Origin of the sequence: Actinocrinis puniceicyclus, assembly GCF_018283645.1 — a bacterium.
Classification (GTDB): domain Bacteria; phylum Actinomycetota; class Actinomycetes; order Streptomycetales; family Catenulisporaceae; genus Actinocrinis; species Actinocrinis puniceicyclus.
The window spans coordinates 19214-40234 of the sequence record NZ_JAGSXH010000053.1; the positions used below are offsets into that span (position 1 = coordinate 19214).

Sequence of the window (21021 nt, forward strand, 5' to 3'; positions counted from 1 at the left end):
AGGGCGCGCAGAGCCCGAGGAGAGCGAGAGCGGTGGCACCCGGTCCGGGTAATAGCCAAAAATGGCTTGCGCCCATGACGTAGGCTTGGGCGATGGCCACCTCCGTCGAGACCTCGGGCGCCGGCGCCCCTTCGCCGCCGGGCGTGACCACCGGCACCGGCACCGGCACCGGCACCGGCACCGACGGACTGTTCTCGCCGAGATATCTGGCGGTGACGATCGGCATCATCATCTCGGTGCTGCTCACCGCGTTCGAGGCGATGGCCGTGAGCACGGCGATGCCGGTCGCCGTCGCGGATCTGCACGGCCTGCCGTACTACTCACTCGCCTTCAGCTCCTATCTGACGCTCAGTCTGCTGGGCATGGTGCTGGCCGGGCAGCGCTCCGACGCACGCGGGCCGCGCCTGCCGTACCTCGGCGGGATCGCGCTGTTCGGGGCCGGGCTGCTGGCCGCCGGTACCGCGACGAGCATGGCGCAGTTCGTCCTGGGGCGCGCGGTGCAGGGCCTCGGCGGCGGGATGGTGATCGTCTCGCTGTTCGTGCTGGTCGGCCGGGCGTACCCGGAGCGGTTGCACAGCAAGGCCTTCTCGGCGCTCGCGAGTTGCTGGGTACTGCCCGGGATCATCGGGCCGTTCGTGTCCGGGCTGCTGACCGAGCGGGCATCGTGGCGCTGGGTCTTCCTCGGTGTCGCGGCGTGCATCGTGCTGCCGCTGGCCTTCATCGCCCGGGCGCTGCGCGGGTTGCCGGACCTGCCCAGGCCGCAGGCGGCGACATCGTCCGGCGCCGCCCCGGGCGTGGACGCCGCGAGGCTGCGCACCGTCCGCGTGCGCGCCGCGCTGACCGCGCTCGGTGCCGGTTTGTTCCAGTTCGGCAGTCAGCGGCTCGACTGGATCGGCGCCCTGCTGGTGCCGCTGGCGCTCGCCCTGCTCGTCTACAGCGTGCCGAAGCTGCTGCCGCGCGGACTGTTCCGAGCCGGCCGCGGGCTGCCGACCGTGGTCGCGCTGCGCGGGCTGATGGCGGCGACGTACTTCGGCATCGAGGCGTTCATTCCGCTGATGCTCGTTCAGGAACGCGGCCTGAGCCCGATGACGGCCGGGCTCTCCCTCGCCGGGGCGGCCGTGAGCTGGGCGTTCGCGGCGTGGTCGATCAACCGGCCGTTCCTGCGCTCGCGGCTGACTCAGGCCGCCGTGGTCCGGCTGGGCGCCGGGCTGGCCACGGTCGCGCTGCTCGGCGCGGTCGCGGCGATCAGCCCGCGCAGCCCGCAGTGGACCGCGGCCGCGGCGATGTTCCTGGCCGCCGGGGGCATGGGGCTGATCTGGCCGAATGTCAGTGTGCTGACTCTGGAGCTGTCGGAGCCGGGCGACCAGGGCGCCAACTCCGCCTCGCTGCAGGTGGCCGACGGGCTCGGCAGCACCTTGTCGATAGCCGTCGCCGGTGCGCTCTATCACGCGCTGCACACCTCGGCCGCGGCCGACCGGCCGGTGTTCGTGCTGATCTACGGGCTGTTCATCGTCGTCGGCTTCGCCGGTTGGCTGATCGCGCCCCGAGTCCGGGTACGGTAGTCTGCGCGGCTTTCGACGGCGGCTACATTCGACGGCGGTACCGAATAGGGGGCAGAACACTGAGTACGTCCGCGGCATCCCACCTGTCCCCGGCCTATCCCGACCGAGCCCCGTGGGGTACCGCGGGCCGGCTGCGCGCCTGGCAGCAGGCCGCGCTCAAGTCGTATCTGGAAGGCGCGCCGCGGGATTTCCTCGCGGTGGCGACCCCCGGCGCCGGCAAGACGACCTTCGCGCTACGGGTCGCCACCGAACTGCTGGACCGTCACATCGTGCAGCAGGTCACGGTCGTGGCGCCGACCGAGCATCTGAAGCACCAGTGGGCGCAGGCGGCGAAGAAGGTCGGGATAGGGATCGACCCGACGTACTCGGGCGCGTCCGGGGGCACCTCGCGGGACTACACCGGTATCGCGGTCACCTATGCGGGTGTGGCCGCGCACCCGATGCTGCACCGGCGGCGGGTGGAAAATCGCAGAACCCTGGTGATCCTGGACGAGGTCCACCACGCGGGCGACGCGCTGTCCTGGGGTGAGGCGGTCTCGGAGGCCTTCGAGCCGGCCGCGCGCCGCCTGGCGCTGACAGGCACGCCGTTTCGCTCGGACACCGCGCCGATCCCCTTCGTGACGTACGCCCCGGACGCCGAGGGCGCGCGCCGCTCGGTCGCGGACTACACCTATGGGTACGGCGCGGCGCTCGCGGACGGCGTGGTGCGTCCAGTGATCTTCCTGTCCTACGCGGGGCAGATGCGCTGGCGCACGAAGGCCGGTGACGAGGTGGCCGCGAGCCTCGGCGAACCGATGACACAGGACGCGATCGCGCAGGCCTGGCGCACCGCGCTGGACCCGGAGGGCAACTGGATGCCCGCGGTGCTCCGCGCCGCGGACCGGCGGCTCGAGGAGGTACGCCGGGCCGTGCCGGACGCCGGCGGGCTCGTGATCGCCACGGACCACAACACGGCGCGCGCCTACGCGAAGATGCTGCGGGAGATCACCGGCCGGTCGGCGATCGTCGTGCTCTCGGACGATCCGAAGGCGTCCACGCGGATCGCGAAGTTCAGCGAGTCCGAGGACAAGTGGATGGTCGCCGTGCGCATGGTGTCCGAGGGCGTGGACGTGCCGCGGCTGGCCGTCGGGGTGTACGCGACGTCGATCTCGACACCGCTGTTCTTCGCGCAGGCCGTGGGCCGTTTCGTGCGCGCACGGCGGCGCGGCGAGACGGCTTCGGTCTTCCTGCCGTCGGTGCCGTCGCTGGTGCAGTTCGCAGGCGAGCTCGAACTCGAACGCGACCACGTGCTCGACCGCAAGAAGCGCGGCGAGGACGACCTGTGGAGCGAGGAGGAGGACCTGCTCGCGGACGCCAACGCGACGAAGGACGAGGCGCCGTTCGAGGAGTTCACCTTCAAGGCCCTGGAGTCGGAGGCGACCTTCGACAGGGTGCTCTTCGACGGCGGCGAGTTCGGTGTCGCGGCCCAGGTCGGCAGCGCCGAGGAGGCGGACTTCCTCGGCATCCCCGGCCTGCTGGAGCCCGAGCATGTGCGTACTCTGCTGCAGAAGCGGCAGGCGCGGCAGCTCTCCCGGCAGCGGCAGGGCGCCGGCCACGGTGACGGCGCGGCGGCGGTGACCGCCGAGCAGCGCCCGGTGGTCAGCCACCAGCAGTTGCTGGAACTGCGCCGAGAGCTGAACACTCTGGTCGGGGCCTGGCACCATCAGACCGGGCAGCCGCACGGGGTTATCCACGCGGACCTGCGGCGCAGCTGCGGCGGGCCGCCGACCGCGCAGGCCACCGCCGCCGAGCTGCGCAGCCGGATCGACACGGTGCGCAGGTGGGCCGTCGAACGCGGCTGAGCACAGCGTCTGCCGACCGTGCGGCCTAGGCCGTGTCTGAGAAGTATCGCCGGGGTCGCGACGCCTGCCACACACGCTCGCTGTGTTGGCGGAACATCCACAGACGACCCGGTATGAGGATGCCCCGCCGCCTTGCGATCGCACGCGCCAGACGCCGCGACCTTATCCGACGCTACTTCTTAGACACGGCCTAGACTCTCGCTGTGACGACGACCGCGCACCACCCGGAGACCTCGCAGACCCTGGACCGGGGCCTGCGTGCGCTCGAAGAGCTGGCCGACGCGCCCACGGGGCTGACCGTCACGGAACTGGCCGACCACCTCGGGGTCAACCGCACGATCGTCTACCGTTTGCTGGCCACGCTGGAACTGCACGGGCTGGCCCGGCGCGACGTGGCCGGGCGGGCGCGGCTGGGCATCGGGGTGCTCGCGCTGGCCCGCCGGGTGCAGCCGCTGCTGCGCGACGCGGCCGCGATCCCGCTGCGCCGGCTGGCGGAGGAGGTCGGGGCGACCGCGCACCTGACGGTGGTGGACGGCACGGAGGCGCTGGCGGTCGCGGTGGTCGAGCCGACGTGGACGGATTACCACGTCGCCTACCGGGTGGGTTCGCGGCACGCACTGGACCGGGGCGCGGCGGGGCGCGCGATCGTGGCCTATCGCGACAACGGCACGAAGACGTTCATCGTGACGCAGGGAGAGTTGCAGGTCGGCGCGTTCGGTATCGCGGCCCCGGTGGTGGATGTGCCGGGCATCGAGGCCTCAGTCGGTGTGATCTCGTTCGGCGAGCTCGACCCGGCCCGCACCGGTCCCCGCATCGTGCGCGCCGCCGCCGAGGTCGCCAAGGCGCTGCGCTGAGAGCGAAGCGGGCGGCACGTCGCCCCCGCGCGGCGACTGCGTGTCCGGTCCGACCGCACAGGCCGGGGTCGAGCCCGGCAGCCGGTAGCGGTTGGCCGAGATCACCTTGTACGCGGCCGCGGCCAGCCAGGAGATCGGCGGCATGAGCATGAGCGCGCCGAGCGGGCGCCACGGCCGGCGTGAGCGCAGCAGGACCCGCGCCACGGCCGCCGCGCCCGAGCGGATCGGCGCGTCCGCGGTGACCGGCAGCCATTGCACGGACGTGGTGACCTGTTCCCGGGTCAGCCGGTGCGCGGCCAGGTCGAGCCGCTGCCAGGGTACGAAGCGCACCTCTGGCCGGCACCAGCGTTCAAGCACGTGGACGGAGGCGGTGCAGAAGCCGCAGTCGCCGTCGAAGACGAGGGTGGGGCGCACGGTCTCGGCCGGCGCTGCTGTCGCTGCACTCATGCGTCGAGCGTAAGCCGGTGCGGCCAGTAGCCGCCCGGCCGCCGCCCAGAACCGGTCCGGCAGGAAGACCGCGTCGCCGATCAGCATGATGGCGGAGAAGAACGGCAGGCCGAGCAGGATCGCGATGGACACGTGCATGACGACGAGCACGGCCAGCGCCGGGTATTTCAGCCGCGGGCTGAACACGATGAACGGGAAGCCGGCCTGCACGAACACCGTCACGTATCCGGCGACGGTCAGTGCGATCGCGTGCCCGGCCAGCCAGGCGGACAGGCCGGGCCAGGGATGGAACCAGTTCAGTCGCAGGACGTACCCGAGCGCCGACCCGTCCTGCCACATCGAGCCCTGCACCTTGAGCAGCCCGGCGGTGCCGTAGACGACACAGACCTGCGCGGCGATGACGAGCGCGGCGCCGTTGTGCGCGACCGTGAGCACGCGCCGCCGGGCCTCGGCCAGTTCGGCTCGCCAACCGGGCACGTCTCCGGCCTCTGCTTCGTGCTGCGCGGGCGCGTGGCGGCGCGCCTTCGCGGCCTTCCGGCGCGCGTCGAGAGACCAATGCGTTCCGCAGGCCGTGAACGCCAGATAGATCGACATCAGTGTGAGCACGTTGTCGCCGCCGTCGGTGATCAACGGGGACCGGTTCTCCAGCGCCACGACGATCGCCGCGAACAGGACGGAGACGACCCGGGTGCGCCAGCCGAGCGCGAAGGCGGCGCCGAGCGCGATCGCGGCCAGGTAGAACAGATCGAACTGGGTGCGGGTGAGTCCCGCGACCGCGGTGAACCAGGCGCTCATCGGCCCGGGCCAGCCGCGGTTCGCGGCGTACGCGCGGTCGAGCGCCGGGCTCCAGGCCGAATCCGGGCCCCACGCGGCGTCCCGTTCTCCCCACTCGCGCAGCAGGAACAGCACCCACACGGCGCCGTAGCCGATCCGCAGTACCGCCAGACCGCGCGCGGCGACAAGGCGGGTGGTGACCGTCTCGTAGCGGTCGCCGAACCACCACAGCGCGCGTGCGAGCGGACCCTCGGCCGTGCCGGGTGCGCCGTTCACGCCGTGCTCCCGCCGCGGCCGGCCGCCCACCAGTCGAGAGTCCTGGTCTGCGGGGCGCTCTGGGCGGCGGTGCGGCCCGGGCCGGGGATCAGGGTCGTGGTCGCGCGGATCTGCACCGAGCCGATGGCGCCGCCGACCTGGCCGCGCAGCCGGTCGAACACCACGTTGAGCAGGTACTGCCGCATGATTTCCGAGTTCGGCCCCGTCGGATTGCCGTTTCCGTCATGTGTCTGGGCGTATTGGAGCCAGGCGTTGCGCAGGCTGTTCTCGGCGAGGTGGCCGGGGGCGGGATCGCCGCGGACCGTCGCCTCGTCCTGGGCGGACAGGTCGATCCACCCGGTCGTCCGGCCGTCGGGGTCGAGGCTCGCGCGCGCTTCGATCCGCAGGTTCTCCGAGATCGGGTTCGGCGCGAACAGCCGCCAGTTCTGGCTGAACAGCGGATCCATCCACCAGTGCACGGCTTCGGCGTAGCGCTGGGACACCGGGTTCGCCGGCGCGTTGTAGAGGAAGGTGGCCGCCAAGTGCACCGAGGCGACAGCGGCCACGGTGAGCGTCGCCCCGCTGACCAGTGCCCGGGACCAGCGCCGGGTGAGCCGCGCCGGCGCCGCAGCCGGCTCATGCCCGGCCGGGGTGCCGGTCGCGGGAGTCGAGGCGCTCATCGCGCCGAGCGTACTCGCGGCCGCGGGACGCCGGGGCTGCTTCGACAGGGTCCTTTTCCGCTAATCTCCGTGGGAGAGTTGCGGTGACGCGACGACTTAGGGGAGTGCGGGGCGCAGTCATGAGCACTGGACCAGAGGCGGGCTACTACGCCGATCCGTCGATACCGGGGTACATCCGTTACTGGGACGGCACGCAGTGGGTGCCGGGCACGAGCCGGCCCGCGCCGGAAGTCTCGCAGCAGCCGGCTCAGCCGCCGTATCAGCAAGAGCAACAACGGGCACGGGAACAGACGCAGGCGCAGACTTACGCCGGGCAGGCTTCGGTCGCGGCCGCCAGCGCGTACGAATACGACCAGGCCGCGCTCCAGCAGTCCGTCGCGGCCCAGCTGGCGCAGCCGCCCGCGCAGAGAGCCGACCAGGCGCCTGCTCAGGCGCCCGCCGATCAAGGCGCCGCGGCGTCCGCCGGGGCCGAGGTCCCGACCTCGGTGGCGACGATGGTCGTCCCGTCCGCGTTCGCCGGCCGCACGGCCCCCGGTTCAAACTGGGCCGCGGGCGGCTCGCCGTTCGACGCCATACCCGGTCTCTACCGTTCGCCCGAGCCGGCGGTTAAGTCCCAACCCGCGGTTCGCGTCGTCGAACTGGCCTCGGCCGGTTCACGCATCCTGGCGCGAATCATCGACGTCTGCATCGCCGTCGTTCTGTCACTGCCGGCCACGGTCACCCTGCTGCTCATCGCTCACCGGCATGATCACGCGTACGTGGATCAGTTGCGGCTGCACGCCAAGACGACGTACCGCACTCTCGGCATGGACACGACGGGGATCGCGCTGTGGGCCGGCGCTCTCGCCGTCGTGCTGCTCACGGCGATCGTCCTGGAGGGCTACCGGCTGCCGCGCAGCGGGCAGACCACCGGACGCCGCCTGGTGGGCGTGCAGGTGGTGACCGCGGAAAGTGCCGAGGTGGCGACCGGCGGCGCGGCCGCGGCCCGCGCATTCGTGTTCTGGCTGCTCGCGTTGATCCCGCTGGTCGACGTGCTGGCGCTCGGCGGGATCCTGTGGGGGCGGCCGTATCGGCAGGGCCTGCACGAGAAGCTGAGCGGCACGCTGAGTATACGTGCGTAGTGGCCGACTGCTCCGGCGCTCAGCCGTGCGTCGGCTCCGGGCCTTCCCACGGTTCGGGCCGGGTCTTGGGCAGCAGGCCCAGGCCGCAGAGCGCATCGACCACGGGCGCGACCCGCGGCACCGCGAAGCCGTGGACCAGGGACCTGACCTGCCCTGCGATCTGCTCATCCAGGTCACGCACGTCGTCGATCAGCTCCACCCGGTCGGTGCGGGCGAGTTGCGCGCCGATCTGCGCACCGCCGGTTCCGCGCACCGCGGCGGCCGTGGCCAGCAGTACGTTGAGGATGCCGGGCAGCTGATCGTCCCAGGGGTCGGTGACGGCCTTCCAGTCGCCGCAGGACCAGGAGAAGGGGCAGCGCTCCGCGGTGGCCGCACGGATCGCCTCGACCAGCACTGGCGTGTCCGGTGCGTCTACCCCGCACACCGCGAAGCGCACGGACCTGCCGCGGGCGTTGATCATGCTCAGCGCCTGCCGCCAGCCGGGTTCGAGGCCCAGCCCGACGGTGACCGAGACGCTGCGCGGGACATCAGCCAGATGGGCTAACGTCCGGTGCGCGGACTCGACACAGTGTCGGTCGCGTTCCTGGGCGATGTCGATGCCGATGCCGGCGCCCGCGACCGCCTGCGCCGCCGCCGCGCTGCGGTAGCCGCCCAGTGCGCGCGCCGCCGGGCCGTGGATCAGCACGGGCACATTTTCCGGCTGCGTGATCTCGGGCCGCCCCGCATCGTCCCAACTCTCGGCCTGGAGTACGCGCCGGCCGACGGTCTCGCTGGCCGGCTCCGCGACGGTCAGCGCCGCGCCGCGCCGCCGGGTCGCGATCTGCGGCCCGGGGCGGCGGATCGTGGAGAAGTCGTCCAGCAACGCCTGGAGAAGGACTTTCGGTACTGCCCGTGACATGTCGGTCACGCTAGCGCGCGCATCCGGCTTCCGACAATACGGGCGATGTTAATTCGGGGCGTCGATTCACCACTAAACCGAACAAGACGGCCGGGCCGCCGCGGGCACCGACCAGTCCACATCGTGAAAATCACGTGCGGGCGCGGGCGGCTCGGCGCAAGCTGGGGCCAGCCAATAGGGAGGGACCATGAATATTAGTCGGAACGTCGGCGCGCGCCGCGCCGCTGCCGACGCCGAGGGATGCTCGGGCGCCGAGGGCACCATCACCGCCGAGAACCTCACCAAGGTCTTCCACGTCTCGGCGCGCCGGCCCGGCCGCCTCTCCGCCATCAGGTCCCTGATTCATCCGCAGCGGGTGGCGAAGACCGCGGTGGACGGGGTCAGCTTCCGCATCCGGCCCGGGCAGCTGGTCGCCTTCCTCGGCCCGAACGGCGCGGGCAAGTCCACCACTGTCATACCTGGTCCGTACACTTATTCGTATGGGTACTGATACGGTAAACGAGCTGGACAGGGCGCAGATTCAGCATCTCGCGCGGGTCGCCGGAATCACCGGGCCGAAGCAGGCGCGGCGCGATCCGGCATCCTGGGAGGGGGAAGGCGCGGCCATCTACTGCCGCATCTCCAAGACCCACGACGAGGACCAAACCGGGGTGGAGAGGCAGGAGCGGATCTGCCGGGATGTGGCCGAGCGGCTACGCCTCCAGGTCGCTTCCGGGAACGCCTATATCGACAACAACCGGTCGGCGTGGCAGCGCAACCGCAAGCGTCCGGGGTGGGACCGGTTGCTGGCCGCGATCGAGTCGGGGCAGGCCGCGATCCTGACCCTGTAGCCGACACCGAAGCCCATCCGAGAAACCCTTGCAAATCAACAAGGGTTTCCGCGAAATGACGCACATCCCCAAGACTAGAGGCGATCTGGCCCAGCAGACATTCCGGATGATCTTCAACGCCGTCAGGCGACACGACCTGAGCGTGGACCCGCTCACCCCGGTAGGGCAAAGCCTGTACCGAAGCCGAGAGGCGACACGAAGGCAGTACCCGGACTCGGAACCTCAATACGACACAGAGTTCTTTCACCTCGAACCGCCCGACCGCCGCTACATCTCGCAGCATGCCGAATGCTGCGAACTCAGCGAAGCCGGCCTGGGCTGACCGTACCTCTCATCGCGATCCCGACCCTGTAACCGATGCCTACCAGCCCCAATCATCAGCCTCTTGACACGCTATCCGGGGCCTGGTTTCCGCAATATATCTTCACTGGCTCAAGGGCGGCGGCGCTTCGCGCCGCCGCCGCGCGCTGACGGGACGGCCCAGCGCCGCCCGCGCCTTGCGCGTGCGGCGCTGGGGCGCCGTTCGCGGCGCGCGCCGCTGTCCCGCCCCGTTGGCGCGCGCAGGCAGCTAAGCCCACCGCCCATGATCAGAAAGAAACAGCGGCATCCTACCACAACAGTGTCAGTGTATTGACGGTTGCCGGTCATCGCACGGGCACGCGGCGGGCCCGCGCGCCCTCGCGCCTTGCGCGTGCGGCCTTCGGCCGTTCGCGGCGCGAACGCGCGACCCCGCCACACCCGATCACATCCCGCACGATCAACCCTGATCCAGGCCGAGACGATCGCCCCGGTTCCCTACTGCGTCACGCGCGACAGCCGCCGCCGTGCGAACGGACACGGCGCGCGACGCAGCAAACGACTCCCGCCCGGCGAGCGATCCGGCCAACGTTCCCGCGTGCTCACCGCGCTCTCGGCCCACGCCCTGACCCTGGGCACCGCTCTTTCGGTCACCACCGGCTGCTGTCCCCGCCGCCCCCAACAGCACGGAGCAGCGGGGACGGCAGCCGCGCCGACTTCGCACGGATTGCTTCAGCCGCAGTCACCAGTGAGTGGTGTCGGCGTGATTGACGGCCTGCTTAGTTGATTGGCTGGTAATCGCCGATCGCGATCGACACGGTTTCGTCCGACGGGCACACCCAGACCGAGCTCTCCGCGAGCGCTGTCATCGGATGCCGATGACCAGTGATCAGACACCGTGGCCAGGTCACTACCTGCCCATCGGGCGACCTGACGTTGTCATGAATGAGGTCCTGTACCTGATTGGCGACAACGCCGGTCTGCCAACCGGCCGCATCCCCAAGCACGGCCGCGACCAGCCCGATGCGCGCACCGTTCAGCAGGAGCCACGCGGTACGGCTCCCGGACACTCCCAGCGAAGGGTCCGCTAGACTCAGTGCCGCACTCATTCCACAGGCAGCCAGGTCTTTAGCGACCGGCCGGAACGCTTCGTCAAGCGGGTCGTCCACGGCTGCCTCCCAGCGTAGTGATTTCGCGTCAGCTAGTTGACGTCGGGCTCATAGGTGCAGTTGACCCACGCGTATCCGCCCGAGCCCGGGTCCGCCACGCTGTTCCAGTACCAGTAGAACGATACCGATGCGCCGGGACCCATCAGATAGTCACCGCCGCCCTTGACGCTGAAGGGGTTGCCCAGGTTGGCATGGAACGTGTAGTCCCACGGTTCGACGTGGGTTGAGTACCCGTTCTGTTCGCGGTTGTCGGCCCAGGTCTGGTTGTTGAAGGCCACCACACCCAGTCCCGCATTGGCGTCGGTCAGGTAGACGCCCCACGGGATGCTGGTCCAGCTCTCCTGGAGATAGACGTCGGCAGCTGGCTCGTCATTGAAGTACCCCGTGCAGTCGCTGCCAGGATCCGGGGGCGGCACCACGTTCGGTGACACGGACCCGTTGCCCGCAGCCTTGTGGACCACGACGCCCGAGCCCGAGCCCGATGCTCCCGCAGCCTTCAACGCGGCCCGGACCTGCTGACCCTCTGCACTGCTAAACAGACCGCCGCCGTGCGCGCCGTGAACGGCGGCGAGGTGGGCGAACACGCCGTCGACCGTCGAGCCGGTCTTGCTGACGCCGGGCGTCGGCGCAGCCTGCGCGTTCGTGCCGACAAGGACGAACGCGCTAGCGGCGCATGCCACTGCGGCGTATATCAACCTTCTAGAGCGCATGTCTTCTTCCTCCGTGAGATTGCGAGATTTTCAAGCATCCTGACGGCAACCGTCCCCCACGGCAGCGTGGCATATGCACACGATGTATGCACCCGTATAATTGGAGCCTTGCTATCAGGCCACTCATTATGAGAGTACTGCTAGCCTCCGACGGTGACGATAAGCGCCGAGGCGGCTCCCATGTGACATAGGTAACGGGCATGATCGCGCCCTACATCACAGACACCTGGTGAAACCGGCCGATGGCTCATTCGCCTTAGAAACCCGGCATGTGCCCCCGCTACCCACAGGTCAGCCACTCCAATGGCCGCCCCGAGTTCGCCAACGTTCCAGCACTGCGTCACGCGCGACAGCCACCGCCGTAGGAACGGACACAGCGCGTGACGCACTCAACGACTCCCACCCCGCAACCGATCCGGCCAACGTCCCCACGTACTCACCAAGCCGTCAGCCCACGTCCCGCCGCTGCTCACCGCTCCTTCGGTCACCACCGGCCGCCGGCACCGCGGTTAAAGACGACCGCGGTGCCGGCAGCCTGGTCGGAAAAGCCCCGGTCGTGCCCCCTAGCGCGGAGGACAGGCACGACCGGGGCACGCAGCGAGGCGAGCATCAGAACGGCCACCATGCACCAGCGACAGGGGGACGCTCCACAGCCCCGCACAGCAGCGATCCAGACCCCCACGGACGGGACCACCACCGGTCATGATCGGAGCGCCCCCGGCCGCCGTACTCCAGGCGACGGCCAGGGGCACCCACACGGGCATCCGGGCATCCGGGCATCCGGGCATCGGGGAGACGTGCCCGGACGCCCACCTACGGGCCACGCGGCGCAGGCCCCGTCATCGGCTCCAGGATGGAAATCTCATGGACCTTCGATCCCGGCTCAGGGTGGACCTCCCTGCGGAGTAGCCCCGCGCCGGGTGACGTTGACGCCGCGCGCCCAGTCTGCGGCGCGGTCCGCTCGTGTTCCTACTCAGCCGAGTCCGGCGCATTGGCCGCCAGCGCGCCCGCGAGCTGCCCGACCGCGCACCACGGCTTGCCGTCCAGGCACCAGCAGGCGACCCCGGACTCAGCGGAGGCGAACAACGGACGGCCGTCCACTTCGGGCCAGGTACGGCCGATGTTGTCAATCACGTCGTCTTGCAACTGGTTCGCGATCGAGGCGACCAGCGGCTCATAGGGTGCCGCCGCCGTGAACTGCATCCCGTGCGCGGTGATCGTCTCGTCCGCGACGCTCGGCAGGTCAACGGGCAGGCCGGAGAAGTCCGCTTCAATACGGCTAAGGACCGCGCTCACGCGAGCTTGCATTGGAAGGTCGGGTCGCCCCGGGGAATCTCAGCCCGGGGCTCCCACGGAACCGTACGTAACAGTCTCCCGTTATACGGCTCTTGTCGTCCTGGTCACCGCCCCGGTCGGGGGCACCCAGGTCCAGTGAGCGAAGTACCGAGGCCGGAGCTTATAGCCGTCCGCCGTGCGGCGCGCGGCCTGCTTCCAGCCGAGCCGGTACTTCTTTCCGATCCACCGCGTCAGCTTGAAGTTGATGCGGCCGAGCAGGGGATACAGCGCCGAGCGGTAGAACCGGCCGTAGTGAGCCAGCCAGCCCCGGACCACCGGATTGATCATCCGGGCCAGGTCGGCGGTCTCACTGCCGGAGCGCCGTTGCAGGTTCCACGCCCGCACGGTCGCGCTCATGCGCTTGAGGGCAGCTTTGCTGACCGCCGGCAAGAACGCGGTGAACACCACCCCGTACTTGTTCTTGGCCGACCGTGGGCGGAACGTGAACCCCAGGAACGTGAACTCGATGTGCGGGAACCCGCCACGCCGGTTGCTGTCCTTGCAGTAGACGATCCTCGTCTTGTCCGGATGCAGCTCCAGACCGACCCCGGTCATCCTGGACCGCAGCGCGGCCAGAACCTGCTCTGCTTCCGCCCGCGTGCCGCCGCCCTCGGCCTGGCGCCCTCCACGCTGCACCGCTGGCTCACCGACGGGTTCATCCCCGGCCAGCAGACCACCCCCGGCTCGCCCTGGCGCATCCGGCTGAGCGAGCAACTGCGCGGCCTGTTCGTCGACGACGCCCCGACCGGATGGCTGGCCATGCTCGAGGCCACCATGGCCTACGGCGTCTCCCGCCAGACCCTCATGCAGCGTGTCAAGCGCGGCGAGCTCAAAGCAGTCCACGTACGCACCGGACGCAGGAAAGGCCTGCGTATCGAGCCGCCAGCCACCCAAACCGGGCTCTTCTAAAACCGACAATCAGGATATGGAGCAGTGTGACGATGCATCCAAGAACGCCCGGATGTCAAGATCGATCACCCAGTCGCTGCGCCAGCACCGCACCCGGCAGGTGGCCACCGCGTCCAGGGCCGATCTGCCCGGCCGATACCCGTACGAGTCCCGATGGAACACGGGTTCCACCCGGACCGAGAGATGCTCGGCCACCACCGTCTGCGCGACCCTGTCACCGACAGTGGGCACACCCAGGATCCTGGTGCCGCCCGCCGACTTCGGGATCGCGACCGCCTTCACATCCGGCGGGAAGTAGGTGCCCGAGCTCATCCGGTTCCAGACCCTGTACAGATTGTCTTCCAGGTCCTTCTCGAACTCGCCGATCGACACCTCGTCCACACCGGGCGCGCCCTTGTTGCCGCGCACCTTCTCCCACGCCGCCCAGACCTCCTGCTTGGAGATCTGGAACGGCTTGGCCGGTGCTTTCAGCCCATCCATACCGCTCCTCCCGGAGAGCTTCCGGTTGACTCAACGAATCAGGCCACGAACGACCCGGCCCCTTCGCTCCACCCCCGTTACAGGGGCTTCACCACTACTACGAGCCGGTCCGCCGACGCGCCGCGCGACGGTACTCTGACGCCCGGCCGGGGCCCGGCCCCGGGTCTCGCGGGCTCTCCCTCTCACCCCCGGCCGCTGAACCGGGGGCAGTGTCGCGACACGCCTTCTCCTGTTCCGCACGGACGCCGCAGACCGGGCTCGCGCCTCCTGTACGCCGGACACCGCCTGGCCAGAAAGACGGCCACCCGCCAGGCCCATCCCGGGACGGCATTGAAACCCCGGTTTCGATGTCATCTGACTAGTTACGACGCTTGATCAGAGGTTCGCTTCCGCTCGCCTTCCCGATCCCTGCCTGACGCATGACCTGCGCCTTTTCCCCGACCGTTCGCCACGACAGTCTTCAGCTAACGCAGTGCGGGGCGGCTTGGAGCCTCCCACCGCCGGGCGGCTCCGAGGGGCCACAAAACCCTCATCATCCGTGCAGCACCGATCCGGTACTGGCTACTGCATAACCACTCCTTCACGTTCAGGACACAACAACACCGCCTAGTGTCCCAGGGCGTGCCGCGCACGACCGACTTCACTTTTCGGGCTGGAACGCGACCTGCGCGGTCGTGACCGTGCCCGCGGTGCGGCGCGGCGCGTCCTGGTAGGCCCAGTACAGATTCGTGTGCGCGATCACCTGCTCCGGCGGCGGCGCGCCCCACTTCGTCTGGTCCTCGGTGGTGTGCGCGTCGCCGACCAGGATCGCGTCGTAGCCTCGGGCGAACGCGCCGTGCAGCGTCGAGCGGACGCAGGCGTCGGTCTGCGCTCCGGAGACGATCAGCCGACCGACGCCCAGTACGGACAGCGCCGTCTCCAGGGCGGTGTCCTCGAACGAGTCGCCATAGTGCTTGTCCACGCGGGTCTCGTCCTCGCGCGGGGACAGCTCGGGCACGATCTGCCAGCCCTCGCTGCCGTGCACGATGCCGCCTTCGTCCAAGTCCGAGTGCTGAATCCAGACGACCGGCACCTGGGCCGCGCGGGCTCTTTCGACGAGCGCGTTGATGTTCGCGACGACCTTGTCGCGTTCATACGCGTTCTCGACGACGCTGTTTTGAACGTCGACGACGAGCAGCGCCGTGTTCGGCCGGTTCTCGAGTGTGGTCATGATCTCCCTGCGCTCTCTCGTGCCGCGGCCACCGGGCGCCCCGCAGCATCGTTTCGGACCGCATCGTTTCGGACCGCGTTGTCCGACCCCGGTCAGCCCGCTTTGTTCGGTCGCCTTCCAGGCTAGCCGCGGCCTCCGACAGCAACGATCAACCGGTGGCCGTCAGCGGCGCCAAGCCGGCGAGCACGTCCCGGTGAAACCGGTGGCCGGCCGGGAACACGTCCGCGAGAATTCTGATCCGGCTCACCATCTGGCTCAGTACGGGCGCAGCACTCATCGGCGGCGGAGGATACGCGTGGACCTCGATCTGTTTCCCGCATCGCTTCCCGTCGTGGCGACGGTGCAGCGGTATGACGGCGGCCCGCGCTGGCTGGCGCGACTGCCTGGCGTCGTGGAGGAGTTGCGCGAGCGCTGGTCGCTGCGGCTCGGCGCGCCTTTCAACGGCGGCAGTTGCTCCTGGGTCGCGCCCGTCCGGCTGCCCGGCGGAGATCCCGCGGTGCTGAAGGTCACGTGGCCGCACCGGGAGGCGATGGGCGAAGCCGAGGGCCTGCGGCTGTGGGACGGGCGCGGTGCCGTGCGCCTGTACCGGGAGGATCGCGACCATCTCGCCGTGCTGGTGGAACGGTGCGAACCGGGAACGACACTCGCCGACGCCGAGCAGCTCAGCCCGGACCGGCGGCTGCTGATCGGCGCGCAACTGCTGTACGAACTGTGGTCGGCGCCGGTGCCCGAGCAGACCGGGCTGGAGCGGCTCGGCGAGGTCACCGGCGTCTGGGCCGACCTGGTCGAGCAGCGCATGGAACGGCTCAAGCCCGGCTTCGATCCGTGGTTGGTCGCGCTCGGCGCCCGGCTGCTGCGCGAGCTGCCCACCGGCGCACAGCGCGCGGTGATCGTGCACGGCGACTTCAACCCGGGCAACATCCTCGCGGCCCAGCGCAAGCCGTGGCTCGTGATCGACGCCAAGCCGATGCTCGGCGACGCGGGCTACGACGTGTGGCCGCTGATCTCCCAGATCGACGACCCGTTCGCGCGGGCCGACGCTGCGCGCCTGTTGGCCGAACGCATGACGCTGATAGCGGACATGGCCGGCCAGGACGCGCGGCGGCTCGCGGCGTGGTGCGTGGCCCGCGAGGTCGAGGCGGCGCTGTGGCTGGCCGAGCACCCGCACACGCCTTTCCCGGTCGGGTCGATGGAACGCGCCCGGCTGTTCGCCCAACTCGCGGAGCTCTGAGCTCTGGGACTGGGACTGGGACTGGGACTGGGACTGAGCCCCCGAGACTGAGCTGAGATGGCGCCGCACGCGGGGCGCGGCAAGTCGACGCCCCGCGGGACGGTGAAGGACGCCCGGTCCCGGTCAAGAGACCGCGACGACCCCGGCATCCTCGAAATCCGCCAGCGTTCTGGCCAGCGTCAGAGGGGACACCGCGGCGGTCTTGTCCAGCAGCACACGCACCGCGATGCCGTGCTCCGCGGCGTCCAGGGCCGTGGCGCGCACGCAGTGGTCGGTGGCGATGCCGACGACGTCGACCTCGCTGACGTGACGCTCGCGCAGCCAAGCCGCGAGCGACCGGCCGTCGGCCGTCGCGCCCTGGAAACCCGAGTACGCCGCCTCGTGCGCGCCCTTGCGGAACTCCGCGTCGAAACGCAGATCCGCGACGGCCGGGTGCAGCTCGGCGCCATCCGTGCCGGCGACGCAGTGCACCGGCCAGCTGTGCACGAAGTCGGGGCCGTCCGGCGGGGTGCCGAAATGGGCGCCCGGATCCACGTGGTAGTCCCGGGTCGCCACGGTGAACTGCGCGCCGCCGGAACCGGCCGCGACGTACCGGGCGATCTGCCGGGCCACGGCCGTGCCGCCGACCACCGGCAGCGCGCCGCCCTCGCAGAAGTCGTTCTGTACATCCACCACGATCAGTGCCCTGTTCATCAGCGCGCCCACCCGTCCCTGGCCTCGTGCTCGAGTTCGTCCCCGTATTCGTACACCGTCGGGATCACGGCGTCACCGCGGGAGAGCTGTGTCGCGGATATCGGCAGCTCGGCGAGCGAGCGGCGGTGCAGTTCACGGCCCTCTTCGAGGGTGGCCCGGCGCACCGGCTCGCCGTTCGTCATCAGTGGCGCGATCAGGTCGCGGCGGCGCGAGTCCGGGTCGGCCGGCTGCGCGCCGATCCTGATCATCTCCGCGGTCGCCACCCCGTCGGCGTCGATGCGGCGACAAGCCTGCTTGCGCCCGCCGCGGCTCGGCTTGTCCGGCGAGCGCTTCTCGACCGGGACCAGCGGCGCGTCCGGGCCGGGCGAGGCCGCGCGGGCCACCAGCTTGTACACCATCGCCGCGGTCGGTGCGCCGCTGCCGGTGACCAACTGGGTGCCGACGCCGTAGGCGTCCACCGGGGCGGACGCGAGCGCCGCGATCGCGTACTCGTCCAGATCGCTGGTCACCACGATCTTCGTGTCACGGGCGCCGAGCTGGTCGAGCTGCCTGCGCACCCGGTGCGCCATCCACAACAGGTCGCCCGAGTCCAGCCGCACCGCCCCGAGATCGGCGCCGGCCACCTCGACCGCTACGCGCACCGCCTCGGCGACGTCGAACGTGTCGACCAGCAGCGTGGTGCCCTTGCCGAGCGCGGCGAGCTGCGCCTGGAACGCATCGCGTTCGGTGTCGTGCACGAGCGTGAACGCGTGCGCGCTGGTGCCCACGGTCGGCACCCCGTAGCGGTACCCGGCCTCCAGGTTGGACGTGGAGGCGAACCCGGCCAGGTAGGCGGCGCGGGCGCTGGCCACGGCGGCCTGCTCGTGGGTGCGACGCGAACCCATCTCGATGCACGGCCGCCCGGCCGCCGCCGAGGTCATCCGGGAGGCCGCGGACGCGATGGCCGAATCGTGGTTGAGGACGGAGAGGATCAGCGTTTCCAGCAGCACCCCCTCGGCGAAGGTGGCCTCGACCTCGAGGATCGGCGAGTGCGGGAAGTACGTTTCGCCCTCGGCGTACCCGCGCACAGCGCCACGGAATCGGTACTGCGCCAACCAGTCGATCGTGGCGCGGTCGACCACACCGGTCCGCTCCAGAAAGGCCAGTTGCTCGTCGCCGAAGCTGAACGCCGCGATCGCGTCGAGCAGCCTGCCGGTACCGGCGACCACGCCGTAGCGGCGGCCGTCGGGGAGCTTGCGCGCGAAGACCTCGAAGACCGACCTGCGGTGGGCCGCGCCGCTGCGCAGGGAGGCTTGGAGCATCGTGAGCTCGTAATGGTCGGTCAACAGGGCCGTGGAGGCCGCGGCGGCAGCCTGTGCCGCCTGCCGGTCCGGACTTATCGTCACCATGACGCAAAGGGTACTCCGCCGAGCGGCTCCTGTCGCCTCCGTGGGGACGAACGCGGTGTGAGCCGACTCTCAGATGATGCGAAGATGTGAGAGTGACCAGCGCACCGGTTGAAGTCGATCGGCCGGATGTCCGCGGCGAGCAGCAGGCCGCCGAGGAGACCGACCGCCCGTGGAACACGATCGTGTGGAACGACCCGATCAACCTCATGAGCTACGTCACCTACGTCTTCGAGAGCTATTTCGGTTATCCCAAGACCAAGGCGCACAAGCTCATGCTCGATGTGCACCACCGCGGCAAGGCGGTCGTCGCGCACGGCTCCCGCGAGGAGATGGAGCGCGACGTGTCCGCGATGCACTCCTACGGCCTGTGGGCCACGCTGCAACGTGCGTGAGCGGCGGACGGCGTCGTTACCGGGGAAGGCTCGTGAGCGAGTAGTGCCCTTTCGAAAGGACAGGCGGAACGTGATCGCGGCGTTCACCCGCGGGCCCGACGGGACCGTGCTCGTCGACCTGCGCGCGGCCGAGGCGCGGCTGCTCACCGACCTGTTCGGCGACCTGCTCGAACTGTTGACCGAGCAGTCCCCGGCCGCGCCCCGCCCGGACGAGGGCGACCCGCTGGCCGCGCAACTGGGCCTCGACGGCCTCGGCGACGACACGCCGCCGGCCAGGCCCGACGACCCGGCGCTGGCCCGCCTCTTCCCCGACGCCTACCCGGACGACCCGGACGCGACCGCCGAGTTTCGCCGCTACACCCAGGCGGACCTGACCACCGAGCGCCGCCGCCGGGCCACCCTGGCGCTGCAGAGCCTCGAACGGATCAAGGGCGGCGGGCGGCTGAGCCTGGCGCCGGGCGAGGCGACGGCCTGGCTGGGCGCACTCAACGACCTGCGACTGGTGCTCGGCATCCGACTGGAGATCACCGCGGACGACCAGGAACCCGGCCAGGACTTCGGCCCGGGCGACCCCCGCACGGCCTATGTCCCGGTGTACTACTACCTCGGCTTCCTCCAGGAGACGCTGGTCGAGGCGCTGTCCGGATGACCGCGGCGTGACGCGCCTCGCAGCGGCGCCGGTGCCCTACCCTGGTGCCGTGTTGACCATCGACAAGGCCATATACGACGCCATCGTCGAACACGCCCGCGCGGATCATCCCGACGAGGCCTGCGGCGTCGTCGCCGGCCCGGCGGGTTCCGACCTGCCGCAGCGGTTCGTCCCGATGGCCAACGCGGCGCGCTCGCCCACGTTCTACGAGTTCGACTCCGCGGACCTGCTGAAGCTGTACCGCGAGATGGACGACCGCGACGAGGAACCGGTCGTGGTCTACCACTCGCACACCGCGACCGAGGCGTTCCCCTCGCGCACGGACATCTCCTACGCTTCCGAGCCGAACGCGCACTACGTGCTGGTCTCCACCCGTGATGCGGACGGCCTGGGCGAGTTCCAGTTCCGCTCGTTCCGCATCGTGGACGGAACCGTCTCGGAGGAAGAGGTCGTCGTCAAGTAGTGCGGCGCGGCCCTGTCGAGTGGTGCGACGCGGCGGGCGCTCGAAGACGGCCCCCATCGCGTGACGGTTCGACAACAGTCCCGGGCTCAACCGGCGCCGGGCCGATCAGCACCGATCGCCTCCCCGTACCATCGACGGGGCGGCGCCATCGACAAGAGGCGGCAGCCGATGACTGCGGGAGGGATGAGCGGGAGATGAGCGCTGTGCGGCGTCTCGCCTCGGCGTCACTTCTCGCGCCCCGGTATCGGCGGGCCTGGTTCTGGTGGGGCGGTTCCCGTTTCCTGCTGCTGCTCTGGTCGCTCCAAGCGCTGCCGTACTTCTCGCGCGGCGCGGTCATCGGCGACGTGAACATCTACCACGGCTGGGCCGACACGATGACGGGCGGCTCGTTCCCGTCGAGCGACCCCCAGTGGCAGTACCCGCCTGCTGCCGCCCTGATCATGCTCGCGCCGAAACTGATCGCGCACATCGGTATCGGCTACGTCAACTCCTTCTTCTTCGTCGCGCTCGGCGCGGACGCCGTGGTGTTCCGGCTGCTGCTCGGGCAGGCGGACCGGATCGCGGCCGAGACCGGGCGCGAAGCACACCTGGCGGGGGTGTGGGCCTGGGTGCTCGGGGGGTTCGCGCTCGGGCCGATCCTGTTCATGCGCTACGACGTGATCGTCACCGCGCTCGCCGTCGGCGGCATGGTGGCGACGGTCAAGGCGACGACCCGCCGCTCCGGCGAACGGGCCGATCGGATCACCTGGGATCTGCGCGGGGTGCTGCTCGGCGTCGGCGCCGTGGTGAAGGTGTGGCCGGTGGTGCTGCTCGCGGGCCTGCCGGGCGGGCGC

Annotated in this window: 25 protein-coding genes; 13 read left to right on the forward strand and 12 right to left on the reverse strand. The window is 70.3% G+C overall.

Features of this window, described 5'->3' with window-relative positions; genetic code table 11:
• The first annotated feature begins 92 nt into the window (after window positions 1-92).
• From KGA66_RS15950 to KGA66_RS15960, 3 genes are all read left to right on the forward strand, one after another.
• Window positions 93-1562, forward strand: coding sequence for an MFS transporter (locus KGA66_RS15950; RefSeq protein WP_211468910.1), 1470 nt, complete (start codon window positions 93-95; stop codon window positions 1560-1562).
• Window positions 1563-1621: 59 nt separating this feature from the next.
• Entirely contained in the window at window positions 1622-3403 is a 1782-nt protein-coding gene (locus KGA66_RS15955) for a DEAD/DEAH box helicase (protein ID WP_211468934.1), read from the forward strand.
• Between the two features lie 203 nt (window positions 3404-3606).
• Window positions 3607-4257, forward strand: coding sequence for an IclR family transcriptional regulator (locus KGA66_RS15960; RefSeq protein WP_211468911.1), 651 nt, complete (start codon window positions 3607-3609; stop codon window positions 4255-4257).
• On the opposite strand, the gene KGA66_RS15965 is transcribed toward KGA66_RS15960, so the two are convergent.
• Both KGA66_RS15965 and KGA66_RS15970 read right to left on the reverse strand, forming a co-directional pair.
• Complete coding sequence (locus KGA66_RS15965) at window positions 4162-5754, reverse strand: DCC1-like thiol-disulfide oxidoreductase family protein (RefSeq protein ID WP_211468912.1); 1593 nt, start codon at window positions 5752-5754, stop codon at window positions 4162-4164. The genes KGA66_RS15960 and KGA66_RS15965 overlap by 96 nt on opposite strands.
• Window positions 5751-6413: a DUF5819 family protein gene (locus tag KGA66_RS15970; protein ID WP_211468913.1), complete on the reverse strand. Its 663-nt coding sequence runs from the start codon at window positions 6411-6413 to the stop codon at window positions 5751-5753. Before KGA66_RS15970 ends, KGA66_RS15965 begins: the two co-directional genes overlap by 4 nt.
• A gap of 119 nt (window positions 6414-6532) precedes the next feature.
• Between KGA66_RS15970 and KGA66_RS15975 the strand changes: the two genes are divergently transcribed.
• Window positions 6533-7534, forward strand: coding sequence for an RDD family protein (locus KGA66_RS15975; RefSeq protein ID WP_211468914.1), 1002 nt, complete (start codon window positions 6533-6535; stop codon window positions 7532-7534).
• A gap of 19 nt (window positions 7535-7553) precedes the next feature.
• On the opposite strand, the gene KGA66_RS15980 is transcribed toward KGA66_RS15975, so the two are convergent.
• Window positions 7554-8432: a hypothetical protein gene (locus KGA66_RS15980; protein WP_211468915.1), complete on the reverse strand. Its 879-nt coding sequence runs from the start codon at window positions 8430-8432 to the stop codon at window positions 7554-7556.
• Between the two features lie 187 nt (window positions 8433-8619).
• Here KGA66_RS15980 and KGA66_RS15985 point away from each other — a divergent pair, with 187 nt between their 5' ends.
• Genes KGA66_RS15985 through KGA66_RS15995 form a run of 3 tightly spaced genes read left to right on the forward strand, consistent with a single transcriptional unit; the run spans window position 8620 to window position 9584 of the window.
• Entirely contained in the window at window positions 8620-8922 is a 303-nt protein-coding gene (locus KGA66_RS15985; protein WP_211468916.1) for an ATP-binding cassette domain-containing protein, read from the forward strand.
• The gene (locus KGA66_RS15990) at window positions 8912-9262 is read left to right on the forward strand and encodes a recombinase family protein (protein WP_211468917.1); all 351 of its coding nucleotides are present in this window, start codon (window positions 8912-8914) and stop codon (window positions 9260-9262) included. The genes KGA66_RS15985 and KGA66_RS15990 overlap by 11 nt, the downstream gene beginning before the upstream one ends.
• Window positions 9263-9290: 28 nt before the next feature.
• Window positions 9291-9584 carry a hypothetical protein gene (locus KGA66_RS15995; protein WP_211468918.1) on the forward strand — a complete coding sequence of 98 codons (294 nt, stop codon included), beginning with the start codon at window positions 9291-9293 and terminating at the stop codon, window positions 9582-9584.
• Window positions 9585-10338: 754 nt separating this feature from the next.
• Here the strand turns inward: KGA66_RS15995 and KGA66_RS16000 are convergent.
• The 4 genes from KGA66_RS16000 to KGA66_RS16015 form a co-directional block, all read right to left on the reverse strand.
• Window positions 10339-10728 (reverse strand): hypothetical protein, encoded by a 390-nt coding sequence (locus tag KGA66_RS16000; RefSeq protein ID WP_211468919.1) that lies wholly within the window; start codon window positions 10726-10728, stop codon window positions 10339-10341.
• 32 nt (window positions 10729-10760) lie between these two features.
• Entirely contained in the window at window positions 10761-11408 is a 648-nt protein-coding gene (locus KGA66_RS16005; protein ID WP_211468920.1) for a hypothetical protein, read from the reverse strand.
• Window positions 11409-12407: 999 nt separating this feature from the next.
• Window positions 12408-12734, reverse strand: coding sequence for a hypothetical protein (locus KGA66_RS16010; protein ID WP_211468921.1), 327 nt, complete (start codon window positions 12732-12734; stop codon window positions 12408-12410).
• 81 nt (window positions 12735-12815) lie between these two features.
• On the reverse strand, window positions 12816-13328 hold the full coding sequence (locus tag KGA66_RS16015) for a group II intron maturase-specific domain-containing protein (protein ID WP_211468922.1): 513 nt from the start codon (window positions 13326-13328) through the stop codon (window positions 12816-12818).
• Here KGA66_RS16015 and KGA66_RS16020 point away from each other — a divergent pair.
• Window positions 13302-13682, forward strand: coding sequence for a hypothetical protein (locus KGA66_RS16020; protein WP_211468923.1), 381 nt, complete (start codon window positions 13302-13304; stop codon window positions 13680-13682). The two genes, KGA66_RS16015 and KGA66_RS16020, sit on opposite strands and share 27 nt — an antisense overlap.
• Before the next feature lie 9 nt (window positions 13683-13691).
• Here the strand turns inward: KGA66_RS16020 and KGA66_RS16025 are convergent, their stop codons facing one another.
• From KGA66_RS16025 to KGA66_RS31060, 3 genes are all read right to left on the reverse strand, one after another.
• Window positions 13692-14162, reverse strand: a complete 471-nt coding sequence (locus KGA66_RS16025; RefSeq protein WP_211468924.1) for a reverse transcriptase domain-containing protein — start codon at window positions 14160-14162, stop codon at window positions 13692-13694.
• A gap of 640 nt (window positions 14163-14802) precedes the next feature.
• Window positions 14803-15372: a cysteine hydrolase family protein gene (locus KGA66_RS16030; protein WP_211468925.1), complete on the reverse strand. Its 570-nt coding sequence runs from the start codon at window positions 15370-15372 to the stop codon at window positions 14803-14805.
• A gap of 148 nt (window positions 15373-15520) precedes the next feature.
• Window positions 15521-15649, reverse strand: coding sequence for a hypothetical protein (locus KGA66_RS31060; protein WP_281416642.1), 129 nt, complete (start codon window positions 15647-15649; stop codon window positions 15521-15523).
• 18 nt (window positions 15650-15667) lie between these two features.
• On the opposite strand from KGA66_RS31060, the gene KGA66_RS16035 reads away from it, so the two are divergent.
• Window positions 15668-16603 (forward strand): aminoglycoside phosphotransferase family protein, encoded by a 936-nt coding sequence (locus tag KGA66_RS16035; RefSeq protein WP_211468926.1) that lies wholly within the window; start codon window positions 15668-15670, stop codon window positions 16601-16603.
• 123 nt (window positions 16604-16726) lie between these two features.
• Here the strand turns inward: KGA66_RS16035 and KGA66_RS16040 are convergent, their stop codons facing one another.
• Together KGA66_RS16040 and KGA66_RS16045 are read right to left on the reverse strand one after the other, a co-directional pair.
• A complete protein-coding gene (locus KGA66_RS16040) occupies window positions 16727-17296 on the reverse strand; it encodes an isochorismatase family protein (protein ID WP_211468927.1) in 570 nt (189 codons plus the stop codon).
• A complete protein-coding gene (locus tag KGA66_RS16045) occupies window positions 17296-18684 on the reverse strand; it encodes a nicotinate phosphoribosyltransferase (protein WP_211468928.1) in 1389 nt (462 codons plus the stop codon). Before KGA66_RS16045 ends, KGA66_RS16040 begins: the two co-directional genes overlap by 1 nt.
• A gap of 92 nt (window positions 18685-18776) precedes the next feature.
• On the opposite strand from KGA66_RS16045, the gene clpS reads away from it, so the two are divergent.
• The 4 genes from clpS to KGA66_RS16065 all read left to right on the forward strand — a co-directional run.
• Complete coding sequence (clpS, locus tag KGA66_RS30170) at window positions 18777-19076, forward strand: ATP-dependent Clp protease adapter ClpS (protein WP_211468929.1); 300 nt, start codon at window positions 18777-18779, stop codon at window positions 19074-19076.
• Window positions 19077-19146: 70 nt separating this feature from the next.
• Complete coding sequence (locus tag KGA66_RS16055; RefSeq protein WP_211468930.1) at window positions 19147-19725, forward strand: DUF2017 domain-containing protein; 579 nt, start codon at window positions 19147-19149, stop codon at window positions 19723-19725.
• 49 nt (window positions 19726-19774) lie between these two features.
• Window positions 19775-20188 (forward strand): M67 family metallopeptidase, encoded by a 414-nt coding sequence (locus tag KGA66_RS16060; protein WP_312886935.1) that lies wholly within the window; start codon window positions 19775-19777, stop codon window positions 20186-20188.
• 194 nt (window positions 20189-20382) lie between these two features.
• Window positions 20383-21021 (forward strand): glycosyltransferase 87 family protein (locus KGA66_RS16065; protein ID WP_211468932.1); only part of this gene is annotated, 639 nt, incomplete at its 3' end.

Coding starts and splice junctions, on each gene's coding strand:
- KGA66_RS15950 (WP_211468910.1), top strand. CDS start 93: ATGGCCACCTCCGTCGAGACCTCGGGCGCCGGCGCCCCTTCGCCGCCG.
- KGA66_RS15970 (WP_211468913.1), bottom strand. CDS start 6,413: ATGAGCGCCTCGACTCCCGCGACCGGCACCCCGGCCGGGCATGAGCCG.
- KGA66_RS15975 (WP_211468914.1), top strand. CDS start 6,533: ATGAGCACTGGACCAGAGGCGGGCTACTACGCCGATCCGTCGATACCG.
- KGA66_RS15980 (WP_211468915.1), bottom strand. CDS start 8,432: ATGTCACGGGCAGTACCGAAAGTCCTTCTCCAGGCGTTGCTGGACGAC.
- KGA66_RS15985 (WP_211468916.1), top strand. CDS start 8,620: ATGAATATTAGTCGGAACGTCGGCGCGCGCCGCGCCGCTGCCGACGCC.
- KGA66_RS15990 (WP_211468917.1), top strand. CDS start 8,912: ATGGGTACTGATACGGTAAACGAGCTGGACAGGGCGCAGATTCAGCAT.
- KGA66_RS16020 (WP_211468923.1), top strand. CDS start 13,302: ATGCAGCTCCAGACCGACCCCGGTCATCCTGGACCGCAGCGCGGCCAG.
- KGA66_RS16015 (WP_211468922.1), bottom strand. CDS start 13,328: ATGACCGGGGTCGGTCTGGAGCTGCATCCGGACAAGACGAGGATCGTC.
- KGA66_RS16025 (WP_211468924.1), bottom strand. CDS start 14,162: ATGGATGGGCTGAAAGCACCGGCCAAGCCGTTCCAGATCTCCAAGCAG.
- KGA66_RS16030 (WP_211468925.1), bottom strand. CDS start 15,372: ATGACCACACTCGAGAACCGGCCGAACACGGCGCTGCTCGTCGTCGAC.
- KGA66_RS31060 (WP_281416642.1), bottom strand. CDS start 15,649: ATGAGTGCTGCGCCCGTACTGAGCCAGATGGTGAGCCGGATCAGAATT.
- KGA66_RS16040 (WP_211468927.1), bottom strand. CDS start 17,296: ATGAACAGGGCACTGATCGTGGTGGATGTACAGAACGACTTCTGCGAG.
- KGA66_RS16045 (WP_211468928.1), bottom strand. CDS start 18,684: ATGGTGACGATAAGTCCGGACCGGCAGGCGGCACAGGCTGCCGCCGCG.